Here is an 11,817-nt window from a genome sequence, read left to right as displayed (position 1 = left end):
ATACAAGCGGCAGGCGGTACGAAAGAGCGCGAAAAATTCACGGCGCGGTTCCATGTGAGCCGGGACACCTTAGCGCAGGTCACCTACTTCGTCCCGATCTTCTCCCACAGCCATTTCGCCACCGCGTCGGGCGATGAAGTCGCGTCGTTGCCGGCCGCGCGCAAGTTCGCCTCGCGCATCACGGCGATATCGATCTTGCCGAGCAGCGGCTGCAGCGCCGCCCGCAACGCCGCATCGCCGGCGCGCCTGGGGGCGAGCAGCACCATCGCATCATAGGGCGGGATCGCGTGCCTGGGATCGGCGAGCACCACCAGATCGTATTTCGCGATCAGTCCGTCGCTGGTATAGCCCGCGATCACGTCGACCTCGCCGGAAGCTGCCGCCGCATACATGAAGTCCGGCTGCATCTGCCGCTGCGCGCGGAACGACAGTCCGTAGGCCTTTTTCAGCCCGGCCCATTCCGGCCTTGAAAAGAACTCGTAGTCTGCGGCCATCGACATTCCGGCCGCGTGCGGCGCCAGATCGGCGATGCTGCGGATGCCGAGTTGCTCGGCCCGTTTGCGCGGCATCACCAGCGCATAGGCGTTCTCAAAACCGAGTTCGCCGAGCAGCGTGATGTTCTGTTTGGCGAGCATGGTCTTCAGCTCGTTGAGCACTTCCTGGCGCGGCCTGATATCGCTGCGCTGGAACTGATTGGCCCACAGCGTGCCGGAATAATCGACGTAGACGTCGATATCGTTGGCGGCCAGCGCCCCGAAGATCACGTTCGAGCCGAGGCCTTCGCGCGAACTGGCGGAGAGGCCGGCGGCCCTCAGCCGCTGCGCCATCAGCGCCGACAGCACATATTGTTCGGCAAAGGTCTTGGCGCCGATGATATAGGTGGTTTGCGAGCGCGTCATGGCGGGCACCAGCGTCGCCGCGACCAGCACCGCGATGCCGGCGCCGCCAAACGTGGCGCGCATGCGGCTGCGGTTGCGCAAGCCGTTCTCGATCAGCGCCAGCAATTGATCGACGGTTAGCGCCAGCACCGCGGCCGACAGGCAGCCGAACAGCACGAACACCCAGTTCTGGGTCTGCAATCCAGCAAAGATGTAGTTGCCGAGGCTGGTCTGGCCGATCGGCGTCGACAGCGTCGCGGTGCCGATCACCCAGACCGCCGCGGTGCGGATGCCCGCCATCATGACCGGCAATGCCAGCGGTAATTCCACCGTGAACAGCGACTGCAGCGGTGTCATGCCGACGCCCTGTGCGGCTTCGAGGATCGCGGCATCGACGCCCTGCAGGCCGGTGATGGTGTTGCGCAGTACCGGCAGCATCGAATAGAGCGCCAGCGCCAGTACGGCGGGGAGGAAACCGAAGGCGGAAAATCCAAATCCGAACCACGACAGCGACACTGCCGCGAGCGCCAGCAGCAGCGGATAGAACAGCGCGAGCAGCGCCAGGCCCGGCACGGTCTGCACGATGCTGGCAAGCCCGAGCAGCGCGCCGCGCAGTACTCGACGATTGCGTGCCGCAATCGCGAGGGGCAGGCTGACCGCGAGCCCCAGCGCCAGCGCGGTCACGCTGACGCGGACATGGTTGCCGAGATAGTCCGGCAGATGCCCGAGCGCCTCGCTCCAGCGCGGATCGGCGAATAGGTTCATGCCGCGCCATCCCGCGGCAGCAACGCGCCGAGCCGTTCCGCCTGCCGTCGCGGCGTGCGCAGCAACTCGCCGACGTAAGCGTCGCTGCTATCAGAGAGTTCGGCGGGCGTGCCTTGGGCCAGCAGCCGTCCGCCGCGCATGATAGCGATGCGGTCGGCGAGCAGCATGGCCTCGGTCATGTCATGGGTGATCATGACTGTGGTCAGCCCGAGCCTGCGGTGCAATTCGCGATAATCGTCGCCGAGCGCGTCGCGGGTGAGGGGGTCGAGCGCGCCGAACGGCTCGTCCATCAGCACGATGCGCGGTTTCGCTGCCAGCGCCCGCGCCACGCCGACGCGCTGGCGCTGGCCGCCGGACAATTCATGCGGCAGCCGGTCGCGATGCTGCGCACGGTCGAGCCGCACCAGATCGACCAATTCATCGACCCGCGCCGCGATTTCGTCGGCAGGCCAGCCGAGCAGCTTTGGTGTGATGCCGATATTGCCGGCGACGGAAAGATGCGGAAACAGCCCGCCGCTCTGGAACACGTAGCCGATCCGCCGGCGCAGACCGATCGGGTCAACATTGCGGACGTCCTCGCCTTCCACCGTGATGTGGCCCTCGTCGGCGTCGATCAGCCGGTTGGCCAGCCGCAGCAGCGTGGTCTTGCCTGACCCGGAGCCGCCGACAACGGCCAGGAACTCACCCTCGGCGACATCGAGCGAGACGTCGTCGACCGCCACCACGCGGTTCGCGCCTCGGCCACCGTCGAAGGTCTTGCCGACATGCGCGTAGGAGATGAGAGACGAGGTGGGCATTCGGCGTGGATTCTCCGCGAGGGAAACAGCGATAGCCGAACAATCGGCCAATCGTGAGCCGCCTGCCAACCTTTTTCTGCCGCCGGCACGCGGTAACGCCATTCGATGGCCTCGTCGGCCGGCAGGCCATTGAGGTGACGCGGTCAGTCCTTCGGGATCATCGCCGAGGCCATAAACGCTGCGACCGCAGCGGAATATTCCGCCAGTCCCTCATGGCTAAAGTGCATATCGTTGCCTCCCCAATAGAAGCGCTCGGGGCGCGATCCGGACCGCTTCTTCAGTGCCTCGGTGGCGTTGAAGAAAAGAAAGCTGTTGGTGACGCAAATCTTTTGTACCGAAGAGCTGACGAGATTGTTCCACAGGAGGCCGTTGGCGTCGGGTTTGAGGTGCTGGAGATGCGGATGAGAGATGAACAGCACGCGGCTGCCATCCCCAGTGTAATCCTTCAGCACCTCAGCCAGCTCCAGCAGATTGTTCCTGAAACTTGCGAGCGGCTGTCCATATTTCCGTTCGAGATCGGCGTCCTGGTCCTGCGAATAGGAAAACAGGGTGAAGTCCGATCGGTTCTTCTCAACCACCGCTGGCATATGGACAAAGGAGTGCCAAAGCCTTGCCGCAAAGCGCATGAGGTACAAGGGATGTTTGCGGGCTTCCATCAGGCCGAGGCTGCATTCGCGTCCAATGGGTGAAGCCTTGACGCCGACATTTTGTCCGCGTTCGTTGCGGACAATCAGCCCGCGGTATCGGGCAAAGTCGTCGTACAGATCGGTTTCGTCCACGTCGACCACGATATAGTCGGGACGCAGCACCGGCAGCAGCTTCTTGGCCTGCGGCACGAAGATGGCCGGGGAATACGAGGTATATCCCGCATTGTAGGTCTTCAGGCAGGTACCGCGCTCTGTCTTGAAGTATTTTGCAACGTGATACGGCAGCGTGTTCTTGTCGTCGTAGCCTTCCATAAAGGAATCGCCGAGGAACAGGACCGAAACCGGGTTTTCGCACTCGGCCTGCTGTGCCGTATCGTCGGTGATCCTGATGCCGTTCGCGTCAAACGATCGCTTGTAGCTGAAGCCGGTCGAATCGCCGTAGATGCACAGATTCTGGTCTTGCGGTGTGGGCTGATGGTTCACCACGTCGGATTGCCAGTTCAAATTGACGCTGGCCATTTCGAGATCGTACAGGGGACCGAAATATTGCTGCAGCCGAAACCCAATCTCAAAGATCACGGCCCACGTGATGACCAGCAGTACCGCCGATCCGACGAGGTGAAACCCCCGCTTCATTGAACGTCTCCGGTATGAATTCCGAACAAACCAATAAATACCTAAATTCGTCGCGTTACGATGGGCCTGTCGCTAGGCAAATCCCTGTCCGCGACGACGGAAAGATGCGGAAACAGCTCGCCGCTCTGGAATACATAGCCGATCTGCCGCCGCAACCCAATCGGGTCGATATTGCACGCCCGAGCCGGAGCCGCCGACGATAGTCAGCTGAAAGCAGGTAATCTTGAGCGTGTGGCAATTCGGTGAGATCGACAGGCTCAGCCCGGAAACGCCCCCAGCCGGCGATCTTCGCACTGCGGCCTTCGCTGAATCTCCGGCGGCTTCCAGTTGGCGCCGCTCTGGCTAAGTAGCTTGCTTCCCCATTCCGCCAACGGCATCAACAGAGCTACGAGTTCCCGTCCTTTTGCCGTCAGGCCGTAGCGGATCTGCCTGGGTGAGACGGTCCCGGAACGGCGAACTGCGCCATTCCCGATCAGTTCCTTCAGTACGGAAGACAAAACCTGCTGGCTGACGTCTCCGACGGAGTATCTGACCTCACTGAATGTGAGGTCGTCGAGAGACAGCAGATAGAGCACCCGAACCTTCCATTTACCGGAAACGATCGCAAGCACGGCCTCGACCGGGCAATCATCCAGTGCGGGGCGCTTGCGATTGTAGGTCATGGCGATTTCCTGGTCAGAAATTTATGTGTCTGGCTTGGCAGTGATCGGCGTGGAAGCATTGTTGCGGGAAAGTAGGTAATCGATGAATTTCCCGGCATGATCCCAAATCCGAAACCAGGCATTCATTTATGACTGAAATGCGTTCCGCTCAAACCCCCGGTTCTCCCACTGCAAATCCAGCCGACCTGATTTTCGAGAACGGGAAGGTCTACACGGTCGATGCACGACTGCCGTGGGCGGAAGCAGTCGCTGTCAGGCACGGAAAAATCGTGTTCGTCGGCTCTGCCAAGGGTGCAAGAGATTGGCAGGGTCCGCAAACCAGGATTGTCGATCTGAAGGGCCGCATGATGATGCCCGGCCTCGGCGACGTCCACAATCACCATACGCGGGGCGGGCAGCTCGACTTGTTCGAACTCTCCTTCCAGGCGAGCATCTCCTTTGACGAAATCCTGGCGCGGGTGAAGGCGCGCGCATCCCAAACGCCTGCCGGCGAATGGATTTGCGGCGGCATCTGGAGCAGCGAACTGATCGCGCGGCTTGGGACCGTGGAGGCCAAGGCTGCGCTGGATGCGGTCAGCCTGGGCCATCCCGTCATGTTGCGCGACGATAGCCTTCACAACAGGTGGGTGAACAGCAAGGCGCTGGAACTGATGCACGTCACCGCGGCAACGCCGGACCCGGAGCTCGGGCATATCGTGCGCGATCGATCGAGCGGCGCGCCGGTTGGGCTACTTCTGGAAAAGGCTTCGGCGCTCGCCGAGCAGGCCGCCGTCAAGTCTGTGAACGATCCACTGCAGCGCGATATTGCCTCGACGCAGCGCGCTGTCGAGATTCTGAATTCGTACGGTGTCACCGCTTACCAGGATGCCAACACCACCTTGCCCATGCTGCAGGCGCTGACCGATCTGGACAAGCGCGGCGAACTCAACGCCTGGTGCGTCGGCTCGCTGCCGGTGTTCAATACCCTTACTGGCACCGAGCTGTTCGGTGAGGCACTCATTGCAAGGCGTGAGGAGTTCCGGACAACCCATGTCCGACCAGACTTTATCAAACTGTTCATGGACGGCGTGCCGATGACGCGAACCGCGGCCATGCTCGAGGCCTACAAGCCGGACGAAACCGGGCATGCCGTTGTCTGCCAGTCGTTTCTGCGGCTTCCGGACGTTGTGCACTGGATTGTCAGGGCCGAGACGATGGGCCTTGGCGTCAAGGTCCACTGCGCGGGCGATGCCGCTGTGCGCGATATCCTCGATGCCGTGGAGATCGTGCGCCGGCTGCGCGGGCCCGACGGCCCCATGCATCACATCGCGCATGCGAGCTTTATCGATCCGGCCGACATCCCTCGCTTTAGGGAACTCAATGTCGTCGCGGATCTGTGCCCGGCGATCTGGTTTCCTTGCGCCATCACGGTCGCGAACCAGGCCGTGATCGGCGAGCGCGCCGAGCGCTATTGGCCGAACCGCGACCTGCATGCGGCTGGTGCATTGATGGCTGGCGGCTCGGATTGGCCGGTCATCGGCCTGCCCGATCCCTGGTTCGGTCTCGAGGGAATGGTGACGCGACGCAACCCCAAGGGAGGCTATCCGGGGGCGCTATGGGCCGAACAGGCCATCGATCTGCCCACCGCCATCGAGATTTACACGCGCAATCCCACGAAGGCGATGCTGGAAAAGAATCTGTTTGAGGTCGGGCATGATCGCCTTTCGCATACCAAAGTTCTCTCGACCTGGTTCGAGGGCAGGCTCGTGCATGGCCAAGCATAGCTGGGCCACGTCATGACGCCGCGTTGAACTTGTCGTCGGTACCCGCTAAGGCATCCATCCGGATATTTTGGGGGAAGCATGGCGGATACCGCAGAACCTGTGGCGGTCGCGCTCGACAATGCGACGGTGGCCTTTCGCGTTGCCGGGGATCGCGTCTATACGGCCGTGGAGCGCGCCAGCCTTTCGGTCGCCCATGGTGAATTCGTCGCCATCGTGGGGCCCACCGGATGCGGGAAATCGACGCTGCTCAACGTCGCCGCCGGCCTGTTGAAGCCGGCCGCGGGCGCGGTGCGGATTTTCGACCAGCCGCTTACCGGGCTCAATCGGGACGCCGGCTATCTGTTTCAGGCTGACGCGCTGTTTCCCTGGAAGACCGCGATCGACAATGTCGCCATTGGCCTCGAGATCAAGGGCGCGCCGCGGGCGATGGCGCTGGAGCGCGCGCAGGGCTGGTTGACGTCGGTCGGGCTCGGCGCGTTCGGCAACCGCTATCCGCATATGCTGTCCGGCGGGCAGCGCAAGCGCGTTGGGCTCGCGCAGGTGCTGATCCGCGATCCCAAGATCCTGCTGATGGATGAGCCGTTCGGGCCGCTCGATGCCCAAACCCGCCAGATCATGGGCAATCTGTTGCTGGAACTATGGACCGCCGACCGCAAGGCGGTGCTGTTCGTGACCCACGATCTCGAAGAGGCGATCGCGCTGGCCGACCGCGTGGTGATCATGTCGGCGGGACCCGGCGCGCGCATCATCGGCGACTGGAAGGTGGCCCTGCCGCGCCCGCGCGACATCTCGGAAGTGCGGATGGAAAAGCAGTTCCACGAGCTGCACCGGGAAATCTGGAGCGTGCTGAAGGATGAAGTGATGAAGGGTTACGCGCAGTCTTCGCTAGCGGCGGAGGCCTCCTGATGCCCCGCCTGACGCTGCTGTTCTGGCAATTGATGGTCGCCGTGGTCGCGCTCTCGCTGTGGCAGTTCTTTGCCACCGTGCCGGTGTTCGGCCGCATGTTGCTGCCGCCGTTCTTCTTCTCCACCCCGGTCGATGTCGCCAGCCAGATCTACAAATGGTTCGCGACCGGGGTGATCTGGAAGCATCTGATGATCACGCTGTGGGAGTCGGTCCTGGCCTTCGTGATCGGTTCGGTCGGCGGCGTGCTGGTCGGCTTCTGGTTCGCGCGCCAGCCCCGCGTTGCCGCGGTGTTCGATCCCTATGTCAAGATGATGAACGCGTTGCCGCGCGTGGTGCTGGCGCCGATCTTCGCGCTGTGGCTCGGGCTCGGCATCTGGTCCAAGGTCGCGCTCGGAGTGACGCTGGTGTTCTTCATCGTGTTCTTTAACGTCTATCAGGGCGTCAAGGAGGTCAGCACCACCGTGCTCGACAACGGCCGCATGCTCGGCATGAGCGAACGGCAGTTGACGCGGCATGTGTACTGGCCCTCGGCGCTGTCGTGGATGTTTTCCTCGCTGCATACCGCGGTCGGTTTCGCCGTGGTCGGCGCCGTTGTCGGCGAATATCTGGGATCGGCGGCCGGCCTCGGCTACCTGATCCAGCAGGCCGAGGGGGTGTTCGACGTCGGCGCTGTCTTCGCCGGCATGTTCGTGCTGTCGGCCTTCGTGATCCTGATCGATTTCGGCGTGACGCTGGTCGAGCGGCGGCTCTTGGTATGGCGGCCGGCGCCCGTGGCGCGGGATTGATCGACGCCGTCGGAGGGCCGCGACGTTGTTACAGAGGCCTGCTTAATTGTTGCTCGCCTTCGGCGAGCGAACTGACGCATGATCAAACCGGGCCGCCCCATGCGCGGCTTCGATCGGCGCGACCGCCCGAAAGCAAATGATCCCCGCACAGGACGCAGGCCAATCCGATGAGACGTCGCTGCGCTACGCCGGCTGGCGCGTCGTGCTCGCCTGTTTCCTCATGGCGCTGTTTCTGTTCGGCTTTGGCCTTTACGGTCATGGCGTCTACCTTGCCGAGCTGCAGCGTCTGAACGGCTGGCCGGCCGCGCTCATTTCGGGCGCGAGCACGGTGTCGCTCCTGCTTGCCAACATTTTTGCGACGTTCACCAACGCACTCGTGTCCCGGCTGGGTGCCAGGCGGCTGGTCCTGCTCGGAATTGCCGCGCTAGCGACGTCGACGACGCTGCTCGCGTTCGCGACCGCGCCGTGGCAGCTCTATATCGCTTTCGCACTGATGTCGCTTGGATGGATCGGGATGGGGACGATCGTGAGTGCGACCATCGTGAGCCTCTGGTTCGTCCGCCGCCGCGGTCTCGCCATCAGCCTTGCCTTCACTGGCGCCAGTTTTAGCGGCGTCATCTTGACGCCCTCGCTGGTATATCTGGTCGAACGGTTCGGCTTTGCGGCCGCGATGCTGACCGGAACAGCGGTCATGGTCGCCGTTCTCGTCCCTGTCACGATCGCCTGGATCGGCCCGCCATCGGCCGGAGGTCCGGCTGATCCGCTGCATGCCGAAACGGCTTCCGCCCCGACCGACATTTCGCGCGCGCAGCTCATCCGCCGCGTCGCGTTCTGGACCATCTCGATCCCGTTTGCACTGGCCCTCGTGGCCCAGATTGGCTTTATCGTCCACCAGATCGCCATGCTCGAGCCGAAGATCGGCCGCGCCAATGCGGGTCTGGCGGTTTCGGTGATGACATTCATGGCGATCGCCGGCCGCTTCGGCCTCGGCATGGTGGTCGACCGGTTCGATCCGCGGCGCGTCACCGCTATCTCGATCGTCAGTCAGGCGGCAGCACTCCTGAGCATCCTGCATTTCGATGCGATTCCGATCGTACTGGCTGCCTGCGCGGTGTTCGGCTTTTCGGTCGGCAATCTCATCACACTGCCGCCGCTCATCATGCACCGCGAGTTCAGCGCCGCGAGCTTTGTCGTCGTCATGGGGCTGTCGAATGCGATCAGCGGAACCGTGGGCTCATTGGGGCCCGCCTTTCTCGGTTTCGTCAGAGCTGGAGCGGGGGGTACGAGACGCCGATTGCGTTCTGCATCGCGCTACAGCTGATCGCGGCGGTGATCTTGGTCCAGCGCGGGCGACCAGCTGCGGCGGAGGGGCGGGGGTAGGGTCTCTCGTCGTCATTGCCTGCGACAAACGCGAAGCGTTTGCGCAAGGGAGCGCAGCGACGAAGCAATCCATACTTCCTTTCCGGGGCGAGATGGATTGCTTCGCTTCGCTCGCAATGACGGAGGAATGACCGTCCGCGTCAGTTCAAGATCTTCGTATCATCCGGCGCCTGCGGCGGGGTCTTGATCGCGATCGCCTTGATGGTGCGGCCGACAGGCTTGGTGCCGCCATGCGGGGTGCCTTTGGGGATGACGACGAGGTCGCCCGGCTTCACCGTCACTTCCTTGTCGCCAAGCCAGATCGTTCCGGTGCCTTCGAGGATGAACTGAATCTCGTTGGCGTTGGCATGCAGATGCTTCGGCGGGCTGCCATCCTGGATCGCGATCGTCACGCCATCCGCGGAGACCAGCATCTTGTTGCGCATGCCGCCGGCGTTGAGAGGAGACAGCTTGTCCCCTTCGAGATCGCCGGTCGAGATGACCTGCGCGGTGATGTTTTCGGCGGCAAGGGCAGGGCGCAGCAGATGCGTGACGCCGCAGCCGGCGGCAAAGGCGGTGGCGATCGACAAGGTGATGGCGATACGATTCATGGATAATCCTCCCAGTGAAACTTTTGCGGCGGAATGCTACGCCGCGAAGCCGCACTTCGCCAGCGCGACGAAAAACCACGCATCCGCGATGGAATAAATCGCAGCGAGCGGAACAGCGTTGCAATAATGGCCTCCGCATTGTCGCCAAAGTCGCCTTCTCAAGGCCGGTGCACTGCATTATCCTGTCGGCAACCCATCGGAGGAAACCATGAAGAAAATTGTTGGCCGGCTGGCCGGGGCGCTGCTGGCGCTGGTCCTGACATCAGGCTTTGCCGCAGCGCAAAGCAAGGTCACCATCGCGATCGGGGGCGGTTCCTGCCTGTGCTATCTGCCGACGGTGTTGGCCAGGCAACTCGGCGAATACGAAAAAGCCGGCCTTGCCGTCGAGCTGGTCGATCTCAAGGGCGGCTCGGATGCACTCAAAGCCGTGCTGGGAGGCAGCGCCGACGTGGTTTCGGGCTATTTCGACCATTGCGTCAATCTGGCGGCCAAGAAGCAGGAGCTGGTGTCGTTCGTGGTTTATGACCGCTATCCGGGGCTGGTGCTCGTCGTGTCGCCCTCGCACAACAAGGAAATCAACTCGATCAAGGATCTCGCCGGCAAGAAGGTCGGTGTCAGCGCGCCGGGATCCTCGACCGACTTCTTCCTGAAGTATCTGCTCAAGAAAAACGGCCTCGATCCGACCAGCGCCTCGGTGATCGGCGTCGGCCTCGGCGCCACCGCTGTCGCGGCGATGCAGCAGGGCCAGATCGACGCGGCCGTGATGCTGGATCCGTCGGTCACGGTGCTGCAGGGCAGCTATCCCGACCTCAAGATCCTCAGCGACACCCGCACGCAAAAGGATACGCTCGACGTGTTCGGCGGCGAATATCCGGGCGGCTCGCTCTACACGACGGCGGCATGGATCAAATCCCACGAGAAGGAAGTGCAGGCTTTGACCACGGCGATCGTCAACACGCTGACCTGGATTCACTCCCATTCGCCGGAAGAGATCATGGCAAAAATGCCGGAAGAAATCGTCGGCAAGAACAAGGAGCTGTATCTGGCGGCCCTGAAGAACACGATCCCGATGTATTCGTTGAACGGCAAGATGGACCCGAAGGGCGCGGATGCGGTGCTGGCGGTGTTCAGCGAGGGCTCACCCGAGGTGGCAAAAGCCAACATCGACGTCACCAAGACCTACACCAACAAGTATGTCGATCAGGTCAAGAAGACGACGGGATCGAGCACCAAGTAAGTCGTGAAATAGTGCGTGACGCAATGTCGGAAGTGATGCGGCGATGAATGGCACGGCGCCACCGGTCATTCATCGCGTTACCTCGCTCGACCTGCCGGTCGAATCCTGGTCCTGGCCGTTCGCCGCCGCGCGGCGGGCGGAGATTTTGGCGCACTTTGCCGAACTGCAGCGCGACAAGCCGAAATTGTGGAACGGGCGTATCCTGATGGGGCGTCATCCGGTGTTTGCCGGTGGGCGCCTCAGCGCGAGCTATTTCGAGACCGATTTCGCCAGCTTCCTGGCCTGGCGCGACTGGGAGTTTCCCGACAAGGACGTGTTCAACGGTTTCGGGATGGGCGCGCTGCGCTGCGCCGACGGCGCGTTCGTGCTTGGCGAAATGGGAAGCCACACATCCACCGCCGGACGAATCTATTTTCCATCAGGCACGCCCGATCTCGACGACGTCAGGGATGGCACGCTCGACATATCCGGCAGCGTGGCGCGCGAACTCGAGGAAGAAACCGGTCTCGTGCCGGGGGAATACCGGAGCGATCCGGATTGGCACTGCGTCTACACCGGCCCAGCGCTGGCAATGATCCGGCTGTTGCACGTCGATATGTCGGGCGAGGCATTGCGCAGCCGGATCGAGGCCAATCTCGCCTTACAGCAATCGCCCGAATTGTCGGCCATTCATCTGGTGCGCGGAACGCGCGATCTCACCTCGGCAATGCCACGCTTCGTGACGGCGTTCATTGAGGCGCAGTTTGCGGCGTAACTGGGATATGGATCGAA

General features: G+C 62.6%; 11 protein-coding genes and 1 pseudogene. 6 read left to right on the top strand and 6 right to left on the bottom strand.

Features of this window, described 5'->3' with window-relative positions:
- Positions 1–83: 83 nt before the first annotated feature.
- From JQ575_RS17320 to JQ575_RS17305, 5 genes and pseudogenes are all read right to left on the bottom strand, one after another.
- Complete coding sequence (locus JQ575_RS17320; protein WP_212034436.1) at positions 84–1,643, bottom strand: ABC transporter permease/substrate-binding protein; 1,560 nt, start codon at positions 1,641–1,643, stop codon at positions 84–86.
- Positions 1,640–2,440, bottom strand: coding sequence for an ATP-binding cassette domain-containing protein (locus JQ575_RS17315; RefSeq protein ID WP_212034435.1), 801 nt, complete (start codon positions 2,438–2,440; stop codon positions 1,640–1,642). Before JQ575_RS17315 ends, JQ575_RS17320 begins: the two co-directional genes overlap by 4 nt.
- Positions 2,441–2,583: 143 nt before the next feature.
- Complete coding sequence (locus JQ575_RS17310) at positions 2,584–3,723, bottom strand: hypothetical protein (RefSeq protein ID WP_212034434.1); 1,140 nt, start codon at positions 3,721–3,723, stop codon at positions 2,584–2,586.
- Positions 3,724–3,818: 95 nt separating this feature from the next.
- Positions 3,819–3,896, bottom strand: a pseudogene (locus tag JQ575_RS46440) (ABC transporter ATP-binding protein); the annotation flags it as partial.
- Between the two features lie 84 nt (positions 3,897–3,980).
- Entirely contained in the window at positions 3,981–4,385 is a 405-nt protein-coding gene (locus JQ575_RS17305) for a helix-turn-helix domain-containing protein (protein WP_212034433.1), read from the bottom strand.
- A gap of 128 nt (positions 4,386–4,513) precedes the next feature.
- Here JQ575_RS17305 and JQ575_RS17300 point away from each other — a divergent pair, with 128 nt between their 5' ends.
- From JQ575_RS17300 to JQ575_RS17285, 4 genes are all read left to right on the top strand, one after another.
- Positions 4,514–6,148, top strand: coding sequence for an amidohydrolase (locus JQ575_RS17300; RefSeq protein ID WP_249166701.1), 1,635 nt, complete (start codon positions 4,514–4,516; stop codon positions 6,146–6,148).
- A gap of 78 nt (positions 6,149–6,226) precedes the next feature.
- Positions 6,227–7,054, top strand: coding sequence for an ABC transporter ATP-binding protein (locus tag JQ575_RS17295; protein ID WP_212034432.1), 828 nt, complete (start codon positions 6,227–6,229; stop codon positions 7,052–7,054).
- Entirely contained in the window at positions 7,054–7,839 is a 786-nt protein-coding gene (locus tag JQ575_RS17290; protein WP_212034431.1) for an ABC transporter permease, read from the top strand. Before JQ575_RS17295 ends, JQ575_RS17290 begins: the two co-directional genes overlap by 1 nt.
- A 136-nt stretch (positions 7,840–7,975) precedes the next feature.
- Positions 7,976–9,160, top strand: coding sequence for an MFS transporter (locus JQ575_RS17285; RefSeq protein ID WP_312015951.1), 1,185 nt, complete (start codon positions 7,976–7,978; stop codon positions 9,158–9,160).
- A 199-nt stretch (positions 9,161–9,359) separates the two neighbouring features.
- Here JQ575_RS17285 and JQ575_RS17280 read toward each other — a convergent pair whose 3' ends face one another.
- A complete protein-coding gene (locus JQ575_RS17280; protein WP_192737955.1) occupies positions 9,360–9,809 on the bottom strand; it encodes a cupin domain-containing protein in 450 nt (149 codons plus the stop codon).
- A gap of 208 nt (positions 9,810–10,017) precedes the next feature.
- Here JQ575_RS17280 and JQ575_RS17275 point away from each other — a divergent pair, with 208 nt between their 5' ends.
- Positions 10,018–11,046: an ABC transporter substrate-binding protein gene (locus JQ575_RS17275; RefSeq protein ID WP_212034430.1), complete on the top strand. Its 1,029-nt coding sequence runs from the start codon at positions 10,018–10,020 to the stop codon at positions 11,044–11,046.
- Between the two features lie 43 nt (positions 11,047–11,089).
- A complete protein-coding gene (locus JQ575_RS17270; RefSeq protein ID WP_212034429.1) occupies positions 11,090–11,800 on the top strand; it encodes an NUDIX hydrolase in 711 nt (236 codons plus the stop codon).
- The last annotated feature ends 17 nt before the right edge of the window (positions 11,801–11,817 follow it).

The sequence above is a fragment of the Bradyrhizobium sp. JYMT SZCCT0428 genome, assembly GCF_018131075.1.
Lineage (GTDB): Bacteria > Pseudomonadota > Alphaproteobacteria > Rhizobiales > Xanthobacteraceae > Bradyrhizobium.
This window is presented reverse-complemented; position numbering and strand designations above follow the sequence as displayed.

Bases quoted from the DNA above. Each gene is read 5' to 3' on its own strand.
- JQ575_RS17320 (WP_212034436.1), bottom strand. From the start codon at position 1,643: ATGAACCTATTCGCCGATCCGCGCTGGAGCGAGGCGCTCGGGCATCTG.
- JQ575_RS17315 (WP_212034435.1), bottom strand. From the start codon at position 2,440: ATGCCCACCTCGTCTCTCATCTCCTACGCGCATGTCGGCAAGACCTTC.
- JQ575_RS17310 (WP_212034434.1), bottom strand. From the start codon at position 3,723: ATGAAGCGGGGGTTTCACCTCGTCGGATCGGCGGTACTGCTGGTCATC.
- JQ575_RS17305 (WP_212034433.1), bottom strand. From the start codon at position 4,385: ATGACCTACAATCGCAAGCGCCCCGCACTGGATGATTGCCCGGTCGAG.
- JQ575_RS17300 (WP_249166701.1), top strand. From the start codon at position 4,514: ATGACTGAAATGCGTTCCGCTCAAACCCCCGGTTCTCCCACTGCAAAT.
- JQ575_RS17295 (WP_212034432.1), top strand. From the start codon at position 6,227: ATGGCGGATACCGCAGAACCTGTGGCGGTCGCGCTCGACAATGCGACG.
- JQ575_RS17290 (WP_212034431.1), top strand. From the start codon at position 7,054: ATGCCCCGCCTGACGCTGCTGTTCTGGCAATTGATGGTCGCCGTGGTC.
- JQ575_RS17285 (WP_312015951.1), top strand. From the start codon at position 7,976: ATGATCCCCGCACAGGACGCAGGCCAATCCGATGAGACGTCGCTGCGC.
- JQ575_RS17280 (WP_192737955.1), bottom strand. From the start codon at position 9,809: ATGAATCGTATCGCCATCACCTTGTCGATCGCCACCGCCTTTGCCGCC.
- JQ575_RS17275 (WP_212034430.1), top strand. From the start codon at position 10,018: ATGAAGAAAATTGTTGGCCGGCTGGCCGGGGCGCTGCTGGCGCTGGTC.
- JQ575_RS17270 (WP_212034429.1), top strand. From the start codon at position 11,090: ATGAATGGCACGGCGCCACCGGTCATTCATCGCGTTACCTCGCTCGAC.